Source organism: Vibrio sp. 10N.222.49.A3 (assembly GCF_041475145.1).
Classification (GTDB): domain Bacteria; phylum Pseudomonadota; class Gammaproteobacteria; order Enterobacterales; family Vibrionaceae; genus Vibrio; species Vibrio tasmaniensis_A.
On the sequence record NZ_JBFRVM010000029.1, the window covers coordinates 48402 to 64106 of the forward strand.

The 15705-nt window shown below is 43.1% G+C and carries 16 protein-coding genes; 2 read left to right on the plus strand and 14 right to left on the minus strand.

Features of this window, described 5'->3' with window-relative positions; genetic code table 11:
• Window positions 1-114: 114 nt before the first annotated feature.
• The 5 genes from AB4589_RS05525 to AB4589_RS05545 all read right to left on the minus strand — a co-directional run bounded on the left by AB4589_RS05525 (window position 115) and on the right by AB4589_RS05545 (window position 3281).
• Window positions 115-693: a DUF6162 family protein gene (locus AB4589_RS05525; protein ID WP_269336402.1), complete on the minus strand. Its 579-nt coding sequence runs from the start codon at window positions 691-693 to the stop codon at window positions 115-117.
• Window positions 690-1025 carry a hypothetical protein gene (locus AB4589_RS05530; protein ID WP_012600589.1) on the minus strand — a complete coding sequence of 112 codons (336 nt, stop codon included), beginning with the start codon at window positions 1023-1025 and terminating at the stop codon, window positions 690-692. Before AB4589_RS05530 ends, AB4589_RS05525 begins: the two co-directional genes overlap by 4 nt.
• 115 nt (window positions 1026-1140) lie before the next feature.
• On the minus strand, window positions 1141-1977 hold the full coding sequence (locus tag AB4589_RS05535) for a DUF4198 domain-containing protein (RefSeq protein ID WP_017102108.1): 837 nt from the start codon (window positions 1975-1977) through the stop codon (window positions 1141-1143).
• A gap of 85 nt (window positions 1978-2062) precedes the next feature.
• The gene (locus AB4589_RS05540) at window positions 2063-2581 is read right to left on the minus strand and encodes a DUF2271 domain-containing protein (RefSeq protein ID WP_371709607.1); all 519 of its coding nucleotides are present in this window, start codon (window positions 2579-2581) and stop codon (window positions 2063-2065) included.
• Between the two features lie 70 nt (window positions 2582-2651).
• A complete protein-coding gene (locus AB4589_RS05545) occupies window positions 2652-3281 on the minus strand; it encodes a PepSY-associated TM helix domain-containing protein (protein ID WP_102249612.1) in 630 nt (209 codons plus the stop codon).
• Window positions 3282-3648: 367 nt separating this feature from the next.
• Here AB4589_RS05545 and AB4589_RS05550 point away from each other — a divergent pair, with 367 nt between their 5' ends.
• Complete coding sequence (locus AB4589_RS05550; protein ID WP_371709606.1) at window positions 3649-3966, plus strand: hypothetical protein; 318 nt, start codon at window positions 3649-3651, stop codon at window positions 3964-3966.
• A gap of 338 nt (window positions 3967-4304) precedes the next feature.
• Here the strand turns inward: AB4589_RS05550 and AB4589_RS05555 are convergent, their stop codons facing one another.
• From AB4589_RS05555 to AB4589_RS05585, 7 genes are all read right to left on the minus strand, one after another.
• Window positions 4305-5483: a hypothetical protein gene (locus tag AB4589_RS05555; protein WP_372099692.1), complete on the minus strand. Its 1179-nt coding sequence runs from the start codon at window positions 5481-5483 to the stop codon at window positions 4305-4307.
• Window positions 5480-6100: an energy transducer TonB gene (locus AB4589_RS05560; RefSeq protein ID WP_009845405.1), complete on the minus strand. Its 621-nt coding sequence runs from the start codon at window positions 6098-6100 to the stop codon at window positions 5480-5482. Before AB4589_RS05560 ends, AB4589_RS05555 begins: the two co-directional genes overlap by 4 nt.
• Before the next feature lie 19 nt (window positions 6101-6119).
• Window positions 6120-6524, minus strand: a complete 405-nt coding sequence (locus AB4589_RS05565) for a biopolymer transporter ExbD (protein ID WP_108194898.1) — start codon at window positions 6522-6524, stop codon at window positions 6120-6122.
• On the minus strand, window positions 6521-7081 hold the full coding sequence (locus tag AB4589_RS05570) for a MotA/TolQ/ExbB proton channel family protein (protein WP_372099694.1): 561 nt from the start codon (window positions 7079-7081) through the stop codon (window positions 6521-6523). Before AB4589_RS05570 ends, AB4589_RS05565 begins: the two co-directional genes overlap by 4 nt.
• Complete coding sequence (locus AB4589_RS05575; protein ID WP_372099695.1) at window positions 7081-8457, minus strand: MotA/TolQ/ExbB proton channel family protein; 1377 nt, start codon at window positions 8455-8457, stop codon at window positions 7081-7083. The genes AB4589_RS05570 and AB4589_RS05575 overlap by 1 nt, the downstream gene beginning before the upstream one ends.
• Window positions 8457-9224: a DUF3450 domain-containing protein gene (locus tag AB4589_RS05580; RefSeq protein ID WP_372044175.1), complete on the minus strand. Its 768-nt coding sequence runs from the start codon at window positions 9222-9224 to the stop codon at window positions 8457-8459. The genes AB4589_RS05575 and AB4589_RS05580 overlap by 1 nt, the downstream gene beginning before the upstream one ends.
• 178 nt (window positions 9225-9402) lie before the next feature.
• Window positions 9403-11532: a TonB-dependent siderophore receptor gene (locus tag AB4589_RS05585; RefSeq protein ID WP_372099697.1), complete on the minus strand. Its 2130-nt coding sequence runs from the start codon at window positions 11530-11532 to the stop codon at window positions 9403-9405.
• 560 nt (window positions 11533-12092) lie between these two features.
• Between AB4589_RS05585 and AB4589_RS05590 the strand changes: the two genes are divergently transcribed.
• Window positions 12093-13397 carry a dicarboxylate/amino acid:cation symporter gene (locus tag AB4589_RS05590; RefSeq protein ID WP_012600580.1) on the plus strand — a complete coding sequence of 435 codons (1305 nt, stop codon included), beginning with the start codon at window positions 12093-12095 and terminating at the stop codon, window positions 13395-13397.
• Window positions 13398-13582: 185 nt separating this feature from the next.
• Here the strand turns inward: AB4589_RS05590 and AB4589_RS05595 are convergent, their stop codons facing one another.
• Both AB4589_RS05595 and AB4589_RS05600 read right to left on the minus strand, forming a co-directional pair.
• The gene (locus AB4589_RS05595) at window positions 13583-14968 is read right to left on the minus strand and encodes a sensor histidine kinase (protein WP_135384388.1); all 1386 of its coding nucleotides are present in this window, start codon (window positions 14966-14968) and stop codon (window positions 13583-13585) included.
• Window positions 14965-15630: a response regulator transcription factor gene (locus AB4589_RS05600; RefSeq protein ID WP_012600578.1), complete on the minus strand. Its 666-nt coding sequence runs from the start codon at window positions 15628-15630 to the stop codon at window positions 14965-14967. The genes AB4589_RS05595 and AB4589_RS05600 overlap by 4 nt, the downstream gene beginning before the upstream one ends.
• Window positions 15631-15705 lie beyond the last annotated feature (75 nt).

The following is a 15705-nucleotide window of genomic DNA, read 5'->3' on the forward strand; positions in this document are numbered from 1 at the left end:
TTATTATTTGTGAACTTATGGTCAATGAGCTGATTAGTCCGTAAGCTTTTTGATTTTGTGAACATCTTCTTTTTGAACATATTGCTGATGAGAACCTAAGGTTTGAAACATTGCTTAATGAGAAGAAGCGTCATGTTGTTCAGATATTTCTGACTCGTTCACCACCAGTTTCCAGCCTGCAGATTCCAATGTGTTTTCATCAAATTGAGTAGGTTGGCTTGCGACACCACCAAAGAAAATCCAGATTTCCGGAGAAACACTGTTCGCGTTCAAAATAAAGGAGTCCGCGAAGCCATGAGTGTTTGGCGTAGCTTGTTCGCTTGGCGTAGAAAAGTAATAACCACGCTCGTCCAATAGCCAAGCATGAGAACCTTTGCGCTTCCAACTCTGGTCTTCAACAAATGGCGCAACCCATTCATCTTTAAGTGACACAACACTTGGCCATTCGCCGTCTAAGTCCATGCGAAGATCTCGAATCTCTTCATGAGCCAAACGGAGTTCTGACAGCATCGCCAAGTTTTCTTGCTCAACATCAGTCACTAAGACTTGGTGATCAAGGGTCACTTCGATATGAGATTCTGCTTGATTAAACGGAATAGCAACCGTCGCAAAACAAAGGATGAATATAATGATTAGGCCAACCCACTTGCCCTCTCTTCCGCCTGTGTCAGCGCGTACACTTTGAATCATCATTTTTCTTTGATCTCTACAACGTCGACTTCAACAGGAAACTCGTGACCTGAATCAAACACGAGGTAAAACTCAGAATTTGGGTTTGGAAATTCGACAATAGAGCGTTTATCCGTCATCTCTTTCGCTATCAAGTTATCTTCGTAGTCGTACATCGCGACTGCGTAATCTATCGCTTTACTACCATCAGAGTAACCTGCCTCACAGGCAACCGTTTTGCCTTCAAACCAACAGCTCATCAATGGAAAGTGTGCTTGCGCAGGTAATGCCGCTAAACCAAGCCCCAGAGCTAAGCACGGAGCAATTATGGTGTTTGCTTTTATTGTTATTTTCATCGTTCGTACCCTCGCCACGTTACAAATTTTCAGTGGTATACTGACCGTTAAAGGGCTCTAATGAGCCCTTGTCTTTTTTATCTAATAATCAGGAGCTTTCTCCCGATAAAACCGACTATTGAAGCAATGCTTCGAATGTCAGGTGCACATTCGTACTTGCTTTGTCTGCCAGTGGGTTGTCAACCAACTCACCTTTGTAGTTCGCTTTCATTACGTAACGACCCGCTACGTCTGGAGTAAACGTGATTTCACCGTTTTCATCGCTCACTACATCAATCTGCTCTTGGTGATTGCGGTAAAGCGTACCTTCACGAGTAATTTCCGCTTTCACGTCTTTCTGGATTTCACCGTTGTAGAAGAATTGGAATGTCACCGGTTCGCCTTCAACGATGTCTGAAGGGTGTGTAACAGGCTTCATTTCAAGAAGCTTGCCTTCAATTTTGAAAACTGAATCCGTTGGCTTGCCTACTGTGATGTAACTTTCTGCGCGAGTGAAACCAACTTGAGTTACCACGTCACGTGATTTTTCAGGTAATAAGGCATCACGCTCAGCTTTAGTCGCTTTAATCCATTTTACTGTGTCACGACGACCCGCTTTGTACTGTGTCCAGTACGTTGGTTCATTGTTGATTGCTACTTTGTGTGTACCTTCTTCCTCAAAATAGAAATCAAACATTGAGCGACGCTTGCCTTTTACAACGAAGTTAGGACGCTCGTTACGGCCATCAGGCATGATAACGAATGCTTTATCACTTCCTGCTGGCTTATCAAAAACAAACGTACCGTGGGATGCCGTCACATCAAATGTTAACCAGTCACCACCTTCTTTAGAAACGGTGAAATGAGAAGGCAAAACCCAACGAGGGTGAGCTTGTGCTGTCGTCGTTGCTGCTAGACCGAACGCCATTACACCTGCAAGAGCAAGCGCCTTTATTTTTGTCTGTTTCATCATGTTCAATTCCATTATTTGTAATTTTTAATCGTGTCACTCAATGAGCGTCTACGATGGCTACCATTATTTATCGCTTCTTTATCTACTACTTAACGATATAGTTGAGCGTAATCTGACCGGTTTCTTCCGTTGGTTCTAATTGGTAAGAAGCATTTTTGTCAGTGAGTGCTGCTTTTTGGCGAAGATAGTTTCGGCCACCATGTTCACGTACAACTTCAATATGAACCGTGTATTCACCTTGCTCTAACGATTGACCGGCATCATTTTTGCCATCCCAAGCAAAACGATATTGACCAACAGGACGTGTTGCGGAAGTCACGGCATCAACGAGTTCGCGGTCGTAACGTCCGACTTTTCGCCACCAACTTCGTAAATCTTTAAGCCATTCATCTTGGCCGACCCAAAGCTCGATCGTTTTAACTGACTTTCTTTCACTGTTCTCTACCCATATCGCTACGTAAGGGCGCTTGTATGGAGAAGCCTCAATTCTTGGTAACTCGAAATGCACATCGAGCTTTGCTGTGTCAGGAAGCACCTCAGCCATGCCTAAGCTTGGTAAAAGAGACAAAGCAAGGAGCGATTTGCTCCAATTCATTTTTTTCATGTTTAACAACCTTTCAAATCCGTTGCGCCTTTAATTCACCTTCACACCGCCTCATGGATCGGATCGCGGGTTACGGTACGGCGACAAAATAGATAGCAAGTGAAATTGCAGACCCAAATACCGTCCATTTAATAGAGGTATTGAGTGTTTTTTTCTTAGGTAACAGTAAGCACACGCCAGTCAGTACAAAGAAGATCATCAGCAGCGCAGTGATATCGATAAACCACTTCCACACTTCACCGCTATTACGCCCTTTGTGTAGGTCATTCAACAATGCAATAACGCCATAATTCGTTGTTTCGACTTCCACCATTTCAGAAGTCACATCAACAAACACAGAAGCGTTGTAGCCAGGTCCTTTGAAGTCCATAGACACTTCACCGATGAGCAACTCACCGTCTTCAATCTCTGCGTAGATGTCTAACCCCGAAGGAACGCCAGATAGGTTTGCTTCTTCAAACAAAAACGTTTCAAAAGCAGACTCGTCGGCTTTCAGTCGACCGTCTTGAATCGTAAACAAACTCGTGGGAAGCGTTAGCGTAGAGTGTTGGATATTGGGTTGGCTGGATTCAAATAGCTCAGGGCGATTAAGGGTGATGCCTGTCACTGAAAAGAAAAGAACAACAAACAGCAGCGCCATAGAAATGTAAACATGAAGTCGACGAGCCCATGATTGAACTGCCCTACTTTTTAACGACATACAAACCAGTACCTATAGATTTTATGGCGATAATTTAGTTGATAATAATTCGTATTGGCATTCAATTTACATTGTTTACGTTTCTCGCGCGTCGCAAGGAAATTCACATAACATCTACTGAAGAACAATCGAACTGTATACATATAAGAATCGCGGCAATATAAGTGGGAAACGTAGATATCCTGAGCTCTAGAGCTTATAAAATGGCCCTGTTTAGTCGGAGTTCCGTGCATTTAAGAAAGGAAGTTGAAGCTATTTAGAACAGAGATCACTATCAAGGGCATTGGCATGACGATTAGCTCAAGAGTGGTTTAAGCTTATTGACTATAAAACAGACATAACCATGCAAGTTTAAAAGGATTTAGAAATGCGTATTATTGTAGCTTTGGCTGTATTGGTAACGGCTTGTACTAGCCAGATTGTTAGTACTGACGAACATGTCGAGAGTTACATCGGTTCCAATATTGCCGATGCTCAAACGTTGTATTTAACGCCCCACTCTCAAGCCGTTACATTTTGGGAGTCACGCACATTTGCTTGGGTGGAAACTCAAACCTCACTCGAGCATGGTGAAATACAACATTCTTTCAAAAACCCCTATCGTGACTGCACCATTAACTGGATTGTAGACCAAAGCGGAGTGATCATTGCGGGATCACACAGTGGCGAGATGTGCAGCCTTTAACTAGAATTCTCTTTATCTTTATACCAATCGTAGTAAATAACTGTTCATCCTAGCTGGTTAAAACACTCGATAACATCGTTAGAAATTTTGATTGTAGAATAACTACTTATCGAAAATTTCCGCCTTGTTCTCAAGCATTTTTCCTGCGCTATTTATGATCACTTACTTACTGTGATTGGTATTATTCTTACCTCAGTCAAACAACCGCACCGCTCAAGCACCAAGGTTTAAGGTTTAAGTCTATTGAATACAAAAAAAGGGTGTCATTTGAACATTCAAATGACACCCTTTCACTGTCGTATTTAGTACTCTGTTTTCTAGCTTCTAACTATATGTGATTAGGCGTTTCCACTTTCGCTTACCGTTCTCAGCTGGGTCAAATATTTGATCCACCCTTTAGCCTCAGGAGACGGTTCAATGTTGTTCGCCCGCTTAGCTTGAGCGAGAGCATTATCTAAGTTCTTCAACTTATACCATGAACGTACTTTCGCTAATGCAACGTCAGCTTGCTTGTTCTTGTCTTTCACTTTGTCTAAAACAACCAGAGCTCGCTTGTAGTAACCTTGCTGAACCAATAATTGAGCAACATTCCAATGGTATCGAGTGTTCATGTTCGACGCTAACGTCCACACTTCAATAGCATTGTCCCACTCTTTCGCTAGCTGCCAGTAGGTTGCTTGCTCAGCCAGAAGTTGAACATCGCTGTTTGCGTCATCTAACTTGCTAATTTCTTGCGCAGCGCGCTCAGGGATGCCTCGTTTCGCGTACAGTTGAGCAAGTAGCCTACGGTCTGAATTATTCAGTTCAACACCTTGTAGCTCAGCAAGCGCTAAGGTATTCAACGCATCTCGGCTACGCTCTAGCCTTAACTGAATCCCGACCAGTTGACGCCACCAGTTGTCTTTTTCGGGTTGAAGTTCAACTAAACTTTCTAACGTAGGAATTGATTGCTTCCATTGTTTTAACTGTAGTTGAGCACCCAGCTTTAACGAGAGAGGCGACAACTGTGGTTTTGAATTAAACTTGTTATGATTACCTATAGCCGCCAGTACTTTCGTCCAGTTTTCAATTTGGTATTCAGCTTGAGCAATTCGCATCCATAGCGTGTCTTTCTTTTCAGTTTCCGGTGCTGTTTTAACGAGCTCATAATAGTGTGGTAATGCCGCTTTAAAATGCTGCTCGCTAAGCAGTAAATCAGCTAACATACGTTTCGTTACCCAAGCTTGTTCATCGACCAATAAGCGACTATCCACTGCATAAGTAAGCTGCTTGATTGCCGTCTCTGTTTTACCATCTTGCCAGTAAAACACACCAAGCATGCGAGCGACATAGGCTTTGTCATAGCCTTTAGATAACTCCAAACTAGCCAAAACCTCAATCGCCTGTTTAACCTGCTCCTCTTGAGCAAGTTTGTTCGCCTTTTGAACACGAATAACGGTGTATTGGGTAAGCTCTTTTGCCGGTACTGTAAGGGGCATTATCAACAAGCCCACTAATATCCATATCTGTTTCATCATTTTGCCAACTTAAACTCTAGTTTCACGGTTTGACCAACCTGCGCTACCGCTTTTCCATCGACGACTTTAGGTTGATACTTCCATTTTTTAAGTGCTCTTATCGCTTCACGTTCAAACATACGACGTGGATTTGCATCCGTAACTTGAATATCAACAGAACGTCCTGTTTCATCGATTGTAAAAGACAAAATGACATACCCTTCTGCGCCACGCTTTAGCGCTTTTGCTGGATAACGAGGTTCAACTCGATAAAGCGGCATTACCTGTTGATTTGACCCAAAATCAGAAAATGTTGGAGCGTTAATCGCTAGGCCTTCAATTGAAGTATTCAAATCCAGTGAAGACAGTGAAGACATTGAATTCAGAGGCGTTACTTCAGCTTGCGACTGAGACGTTTGCGCTTGCGGTGGCGGCTCTGGCATTTCGGGTTGTTCCGGGACTGCACGTTGTCTTCTCTGTACTTCTTGTTCTTGTTCAACCATCACCATGTTGAAACTTAACGTCTCACTGTTGTCTGGCGAACGTTGGTGTCCATTATCGACCATCCAAGCCATGAAAGAAAATAGTGCTAAACCCAACGCTCCCGCTAAAGGTAATGCAAGAAATAGGCGAATCATTGATTAAGATCCTCCAAGATCATCGCTTTTCAGCTGCAAGCGCAATATTTTTAACACCCGCACCTTTGGCAGCGTCCATCACTTTAACAACCGTACCGTTATAAGCATGCTCGTCCGCCTGAATAACCAAAGAAGCATCTGGCTGTTCTAGCAACAACTGTTCTAACGTCGCTTGAACACGTTCAACATCCACAACACGTTTGTCTATGAAGATGTCATTCGCAGAAGTAATCGCGACAAAGATACCTGCATCTTTTTGGCTCACTACATTTGAAGCTTGCGGGCGATTTACTTCAACACCAGATTCACGAACAAATGAACTCGTCACAATGAAGAAAATAAGCATGATGAATACGATATCAAGCATCGAAGTAAGGTCTATTTGAGCCTCTTCGTTTTTAGAATGACGTCGACCGAGTCTCATCGTTGACTCCTTAAAGATTTTTCTAATTTCAATTCTAAGCGGTTACAGACTTTCGCTAAACGAGCATGAACAAACATGCCAGCTAATGCAGCAACCATACCCGCCATCGTTGGTAAAGTTGCCAACGAGATACCTGAGGCCATCAATTTAGGATCACTGCTTCCTTGAGTCGCCATGACATCAAAAACGGAGATCATACCGGTTACGGTACCGAGCAAACCCAACATCGGACAAATAGCAACTAACAGCTTAATAAAGTTCAAGTTTTGGTTAAGTAAAATACTCGCTTGCCCCAACCAACCTTCACGAATGGCTTTAGCATGCCAAGAAGAGTGATCTTCTCTTTCATGCCACTGATTAATCCAAGCTTGACGCTGCTTTGGAAAGTAGAACGCGAGATAAAGCACGCGTTCTACCACAAGTACCCAAAAAACGAGGACGACAACCGCTAGCCACCACAGGACGAAACCGCCCTGCTCCATAAAGTTTGATAAAGACAGCAGCCAGTTACTCGTTAACCAACTCGCTGGTAATAGAGAACCCGACAAAATATCCATTACGCGGCAGTCCCAACTTGTGAAACAACAGCGCTTGGTTCAATAGACTTCTCTGCCTGCTCAGCAACAAGGCCAATGCCCTGCTTCTCCAGAATATTTCGAATGTTCTCTGACTGAGTACTCAGAATGTTGTGTGCCAATAGCAGTGGCATTGCAGCAACAAGGCCAAGTACCGTTGTAACAAGTGCCATCGAAATACCGCCCGCCATTACTTTAGGGTCACCATTACCAAACTGTGTGATCACTTGGAATGTTTCGATCATGCCGGTTACGGTACCTAGCAAGCCAAGCATTGGTGCTAGAGCAGCTAGAAGCTTCAGCATTGATAAACCTTTCTCTAGGTGAGTTTGTTCATCCACTACCGCTTCTAAAAGTCGCAGTTCTAATGCTTCTACTGTTTGATTTTTCTCTTTGCTGTAAACCGCAAGAACACGACCCAGAGGGTTATTACCTGCTTGTTTTGGGTTCTTAAGCTGTGCACGAATCTTCTGACGAGCGATAGCCAAAGAAATACCACGAACCAATGCGATGATTAAGCCAATTGCCAACAAGCCAAGAATAACTTTACCTACTAGGCCACCAGCTTGCAGACGATCAGCTAGGCTTGGTTCCAAAGCTAATTGTTCTAGCATGAATCCACGAGAAGGATCGACGACCACGTTAGACACTTCGCCATTCGCTAAAGTAGAAAGCGACGCCAGTGTTGGACCTTGTGATGGCTGCTTCAAGTAAACTATTGCATCTTGATGTTTAGCATCCCACCATACGTAACCTGACTCAGCAACTAAGCCAATAGAACCCAGTCGATAAGCTTCTGCCTTTTCAGTAACCCCTTCACTATTAACTAGTGAAACTGTCGACTTGCTTATCTCTGAACTTGCTTGAATTTGCTCCATCATGCTCAACCAAAGACCTGTTAACTGGGGCATTGACGGTAATGATTTTGCGTCCACGATTTGATAAACAGTTTCTGTATACGCTGCGCGATCTACGTTAGTTACTGTATCCGTAAGCTCATGTTCAAGGTCTTTTGCATTTTGTCTTACAACGCCAAACAACTCACCTAAGCTACCTGTTTCTAAACGCAGTTTCTCTTCTAAACGAGCAAGCTTGTTTTCGTTATCACTGAATGTCTGAGTCAGAACATCGGTCGCACCTTGAATAGAGCTACGTTTAGCTTCAAGCTGTGCTTTGATCGCTTTGAGTTGTTGTTCTGTCTTTTTAAAGTCAGCTTCACGAATTACGTTATGAGACGCTTGCGTGCGACTCTCTGATTTTGCTTTGTTAACAAGCTGAGCTGTCGTGTCTGATGCAGAGAAAGCAGAAAATGAAATTGACGTAATGCAAAGCAATGCTGCTAATGGCTTTAAGTTCATTACTTAACCTCCGCAACAGTTAAAGAAACAGGTAATGTGATTAAGCTTGGAGATGCTTGTTTATTAGCAATATCGTACGCTTTGTCCAACTCAGATTTCATGGAAGAATCCAACTCTTGCCATTGAGCACTATTTTGGTCCCAAGACCAATATTGAGTACCATTTAAGTTACGAGCGACCAGTGAAATGCGGCCAAGATGCAAAATATCAACTTCAAGCACTTTATCTTGACTTAACTCGACACGGCTTGAATAAGAACTTAGCTTAATACCGTAATCCACTTCAATTTGGTACGCCTCTAAAATACGGCGATATTTTTCAGCATCACTGACATCAGCACGAGTCATCATCGCTTTCAGCTTTTCAACGCGACGCAGACGGCTATTTGTCTTGAAAGGTAGATCGCTTTCAATAACTTCCTGGAGACCATCGATCATCTTGTACATTAAAGGCACAACACCTTGACGTGTTAGTTTGATTTCGTCGATCTGCCCTTCAATACTCTGCGCTTCTTGATCTTGGCTCTTAACCAATGCGGCAAGATGATCGTGATAGATTTCTAAATTTTTCACTTCTTCTTGTAGACGCTCAACCTCAGCTTGCAGCAATAATGTTGCTTGTGAGCTTTTATCAATAACCTTTTGGCTCGAAGCCGACGCGTTATTGGTCTTGTTTTGAATTGATTGAGCTTGATCCAAGCTGTTTGCCATCGATGACGTTGCAACCAAACTGATGGCAAGTGCTAGGCTAGTTTTTAAAAGATTCATAATTGTAGTCATTTACTTTAGAAGAAGAACAAATGAGTTTTATTGATAAGCAGTCTCATTATCATTAAAAACCACTCGCATTGCTAGGGGTATTTTTACTAAATAGCAGAATCAAGAAAGGGGAAAGTCGAAACCTTCCCCTTAATATTTAAGCTACCAATAGTACCCTACTAACAAATTAGTATTTTACCTGTAACGTAGCCATGTAGTTACGACCTTCGCCAACAACAACGCCGCGAGTGCTGCCACCTTCTAGGTAATCTGTATCGAATAAGTTCTCTACATTAAAGCGTGCAACAAAGTCTAAGTTTTCATCGTACTTAATCGTATGTGCAACACCAGCATCTACACGAGTGTAAGCGTCTTTCTTAAACGTGTTAGCACTTTCAGTGTAACGCTCACCTACGTGATACACACCTAGGTTTACATCAGTACCGTTGTTGAATGCGTAAGTAGACCAGATGCTTGCAGTAAATTCAGGAACGTCTGCTGGTGTTTTACCATTAAGAGCAGGGTCATTCTTATATTCAGCATCTAAGAACATTGTTGATGCACTTACAGAGAACGCATCCGTCACGTAGCCCGTCGCAGCTAGCTCCACACCAGTGTGAACTTGCTCACCCACCTGTGTAGTACGAGTATCTTTTGCATGAGATGCAGGAAGGTCTTCTGTAACTTGCATGTTCGTTTGTGTGATCTGGAATACTGCTCCTGATACGAATAAACGCTCATCAAACAGTTCCCACTTTGAGCCTAGCTCATAAAGTGTACCTTTCTTCGCATCTTGAGACTGGCCGAAGTTCACATCATCTTTATCAGAAATCTCACTTACAGGTTCAAAACTTTCAGAGTAAACCGCGTAAATAGAACCGTTTGGCGCCGGAGAGTAAATCGCACCGAACTTAGGTAGGATGTTATTGTAGCTCTCTTCTTTACCAGAACTGCTCGTCGTATCATCGTAAGCGAAACGAACACCAGCAAGTGCTTGCCACTGCTCATTGAACGTCACTAAATCTTGAAGATATAGACCGTAGTGTTGGCTCTTCGAGTGTGATACTGAATCATCGTTGTTATAGTGAATGTCTGCAGGCATATCAAAGCCTTTGCCACACTCTTTCATTGGGTCTGCTTCTGAAGCGTTAAAACAAGCATAGTCTGATACGTACAGGCGCTTGTAATCGTAGTGCAACCCATTTGCACCCACCAACAGACGGTGATTCACACCAAATGCATCAACATCACCAGTAAAATCCACGTAAGCCGTATCAAACGTCCACTCATCATGACGGTCTGACACTTTGTAACCATAACCTAGTGTTTTCTTGGTTTTTCTGTCTTTCTTTGAATCAATAACGTTATCTGATTCAGTACGGCGACGTTCGTAAAACTGACGACTGATACCCGATTTAACTGCCCATGTATCGCTCAAGTTTGCTGTAACAGCCACACCGTAGTTTGCTACGTCGTTGTCTGTTTGTGCGAAGCGTTGGTCATTAACCGTATTTGGGGTAATCGCTTTACCTGTTTTCGTATCAATCTTTGAGCCGTTATCTAGATCACCCAACTCTTGAGTACGGTCGTAATGCGCAGATAGCATCACATCTTCGTTGATATCGTAATCAACAAATAGGCCACCAACAAAGCGGTCAGTCTCTACATCTGTGCCGTCAAAACGTGTGCGGTAAGAGTCTTGGTTTTCTTGTGAAACAATAAGGCGAGCACGTAGAGTTTGATCATCGTTCAATGAACCGCTTACATCAGCGGTAGTACGTGTGTAGCTGTCAGAACCAATGTCTTGGCTTACGCTAACTTGAGTTTCATACGTAGGCTTCTTAGCAACCATGTTAACAAGGCCACCAGGTGCTGATTTACCGTAGAGCAAACCTGCAGGACCTTTTAGTACTTCAACACGTTCTAGTAGTTCTACCGGTTGACGGTAATGAGACCAGTGCTGAACGCCATCGCGCAAGTAACCAGAACTGCTTCCTAGAGAGAAACCACGTAGGTTGAAGCGCTCACGGTTTGTTGATTTAGAACCCGCTGAAATTGACGCATCATTTTTTAATACTTCGCCAAGCGTGCTTGCGCGTTGCTCATCAATGATTTGTTCACTGATAATCGTAACTTGTCCTGGAGTCTCTAATTGAGTCGCCTCCATGCGCATTGCTGTTGTATTCGTGTCGGCTTTATAACCGTAATCACGACCTTCAACAACCATATGCTCGTCAGTTTTTACTGCTTCTGCCAATACTGCTGGTGAAGCTAATGCTGCGCCGATCACTAAAGCCAATGGCTTTTTTGAAAACATGTCCTTTTCTCCACTTTTATTCTTTTAGACGAACACTTTGTTATTTATTCGATGTGTCCGTTAGACCGTTTCCGGTACCACTGAATTATTTCGAGGGGGGAATATAAGTGATAACTATTACTATTTGCATTAAATTTACATTCTTTGCATTCGTAAAGTTTTGTAAAGACGAGCTGACGAGTCGTTAGCCTGCAGTTAAAAGAAACCAATTCAATACAGTCATTTAACGAGCACTTGAATTAAAAATCGGTTCTCTGCGCCAAACTTTTTGAAACACCGCCATTTGCGCAGTCAATGTAATAAGCAAACATCTATAACAAAATCCTCTTATCTTATTTATTACCTTCAGAACGACGATTTTTTGTATAAAACACTCGATAAATGTAAATGAATGGTGAATTATTTTGTTTTAATTTGTTTTATTTGAACGATTATCAGTGATTATGATCACATCTGTAATTCCAAACTCATTTTTTGTTTTTCGATTTAAACAACCGACTGCTAATCTCCTGCTCACTTTGGAAAGGTATCAAAGTTATAAATAATAAGGAGTGTTCTAAATGAATACCAAGAAACCTATGTCTCTAACTGGTCGAGTTATCCTCGGCATGGTCGTGGGCATATTAACGGGATTTGCCATTCAATCCCTTTTTGCAGACAGCGGATTTGTTAACAACTACATCGTTAACGGACTCTTTGAAGTAGGCGGACAGATCTTTGTCGCCAGTTTAAAAATGCTTGTTGTACCACTCGTCTTCGTTTCACTCGTGTGCGGTACAAGCTCTCTTAAAGATTTATCAACTCTTGGCCGTATGGGGGGCAAAACGCTTGCACTTTATATCGGTACTACAGCCGTTGCTATCACTCTAGCATTGACTATAGGTAACCTGTTCCAACCTGGAGCGGGTGCGGATCTTACTGCTGCGAGCTCTTTCAAATCAGCTGATGCTCCTTCTTTGGGCCAAGTCATCATCGACATGTTCCCGACCAACCCTATTCAGGCGATGGCTGAGGGCAAAACGCTACAAGTTATCGTATTTGCTGTGTTGTTTGGTATTGCAATCAGTGCAGCGGGTAAACCAGGTGAGCGTATCGCTGCGGTTTTCTCTGATTTGAACGAAGTAATCATGAAACTGGTTGCGCTGCTGATGAACCTTGCGCCTTACGGTGTGTTCTTCTTGATGGCGAAGCTGTTCTCTGGCCTTGGTTTAAGCGCAATTTGGAACCTAGCGGAATATTTCTTAGTGTTAGCTGGTACTCTACTGTTACACGGTTTAGTAACTTACAGTGCGATGCTTAAAGGGTTTACAGGCCTTAGCCCAATTACGTTCCTACGTAAGATGGAAGATGCAATCATGTTTGCATTCTCAACAGCATCTTCAAACGCAACGATTCCAGTGACAATGGAAACGGCTAAAAACCGCATGGGCGTAGACAACAAAGTCGCTTCGTTCACAGTTCCACTAGGCGCAACTGTCAACATGGACGGTACTGCTATCATGCAGGGTGTTGCAACGGCGTTTATCGCACAAGCGTACAACATCGACCTGACTATGGGTGATTACCTAATGGTGATCCTAACAGCGACACTGGCTTCTGTGGGTACCGCAGGTGTTCCAGGTGTTGGTCTTGTTATGCTAGCGATGGTATTGAACCAAGTTGGACTGCCGCTCGAAGGTATCGCATTAATCATGGGTGTTGACCGTCTTCTTGACATGATCCGTACTGCCGTAAACATCACTGGTGATAGTGCCGTAACTATCATTGTGGCTAAATCTGAAGGATCTTTTGACGAAGCTCGCTTCAATGACCCAGCAGCCGGTGAGAAAGAAGAAGAAGTAAAGCTAGCACGCCAACAGGCATGATCTAGCTTCTCTGGTGCTCTTACTTTCAAGTCAAGGCGCAATTAATGGCTGTGCCTTAGCCTGATAATGAAAAGCGTGTATACAAAAACGCCACTGCAGATACAGTGGCGTTTTTTATTGGGTGCCCTTTGAGCCGAAACTATTTTCTCATTACAGGGGCTGAGCGTGAATGCTGAGCCTAAAGCTTAATCTACGATAGGAAACATAAGGTTCACTCTAAGTCCCCCACCTTCTCTGTTCTCAGCGGTAACATGCCCATTCATCACTCCCATGGCTTCCTTAACGATCGCGAGTCCAAGACCGTAACCACCAGACTGTTTATCTCTGGCTGACTCAATGCGGGTAAACGGGTCAAAGATATCTGCAATCTTGTTATCTGGAATACCTTCACCATCATCCTCCACAGAAATGACACTGTAACGCTTATCATTGACCTGCCCGTAGGTCTTAACGACAATATCCGCATTGCCCCCTGCGTATTTGATCGCATTTCCTACAAGGTTACTGATCACCCTCAAAAGTAGCCTCTCATCAACATTAACCATTGATGTCGCTGTTTCCAAATCACCAGTCAAAGTTTGATTAGGTTTCAAGTCATTTTGCATCTGCGCAATTAGCATTGAGCAATAATGCTCAAGATGCATTGGAGTTAACTTAGAATCATAGCGAGAGGTTTCTAGGCGACTGAACTCAAGAATTTCACCCACCAGCTTATTCATCTCTTCCGTTTCGCTTTCCATCCGTTCGAGTAAACCCATACTTTTTTCATCGACCTTACTACGTAGTAAATGTAATGCGAGATTCTGCCTTGCTAACGGTGTCCTCAACTCATGTGATACATCACGAATCAAACGACGCTGCTTTTCAGCCAGAGACTTAATCTCAAAGGTCATATGGTCAAAATCATTGGCAAGCTCATTGAATTCACGTGTAGTTGAATCCAACTCAGACACAACACTCACTGAAAAGTCTCCTTGTGCGAGCCTTCGACTGGCCTCCCTTAAACGATCGAGTGGCTGCTGCAAACTTTTCGCCATAATAATCGAAAACAGCGACAACACGATCAAAGCAATCACAGCTTTCAGCGCATAGGAATACGGAGCAAAGGATTTTGCTGGATGAAACTGGCCTGGCAGTTGGATCACGAGTGTATTGCCGTTATCAAGTGGCAAGCCGAAGATAGGCTTACTCACACGATCACTGAGTTGATGGTCTAATGTACGCAGGTACTTCAACTTAAATTCAAAATGCGGATGCATGTGTCGGTGGGTAATCGGTCGGTTGTTTTCATCGATAATGAATAAATAATAACGTTGGGCATTGCCCCAGTCGGCAAGCTCATCCATGTCCCCTTCTTCGATCAGTACATTAGCTTGATAAGCCAAATCCAACATTTCAGCTTTGACAGGTTCAGGTACCTTCAACAAAGCTTTCATCAGCGCTCGTTCTGCGACACCTTGAAGGATGAGTATGCTGACTAAAATCACTGTCAGGCAACTGAACAGCTGAAACGTTAAGCCATCCTTACGCTTGATAACGAAATCAGGGCACCGTAGAAACCAGTTACTCATACTCCTACCGACTCTAGGTAGCTGTAGCCTTGACCGCGCACAGTTTTAATATGTTGCTTTGATAAGCCAGCCTGCACCAATTTTCGACGTATATTGCTGATATGCATATCTAAATTACGGTCGAATGGACACAGTTCTTTCTTCAATACATGTACTTGCAAGTCAGATTTTGATACAACGATGCCATTATTTTTGATCAGATAATCGAGCAACTCTTTTTCAGTGCCGGTTAAAGGTAAACGGGTAAGTTGCTCGCACAAACCTTGATTAGATGAAGCCATTGATTGTCTTTGTCGCTCAAACCCAACTCGGCGTAAGATCACCTTAATCCGGGTCAAAAGCTCAGGAACATTGAAAGGCTTAGCGATGTATTGATCTGCCCCGGCTTGATAGCCATCTAGCATGGAGGCATCATCATTAAGCGCAGTTAGCATAAGGATAGGAGTAGCAAAACGCTGACAAATACGTCTTGCGACTTGAATACCACTTAAATTGGGGAGCATCACATCGAGTAAGACTAAATCAACAGGATTTGATTGAATAAACTCTAGAGCTGATTCACCGCAATGAACGGTATCAACGTGATACCCTTCATTTTCCAACACTTCACCCAGTAACTCACACAACTGAATATCATCATCAACAACTAAAACACGAGACATTTCACACACCGATAAATAAGAACTGTTTGCATTCTAATTATCGTTATTATTGATTTCAATTATAAAGTGCGTGAT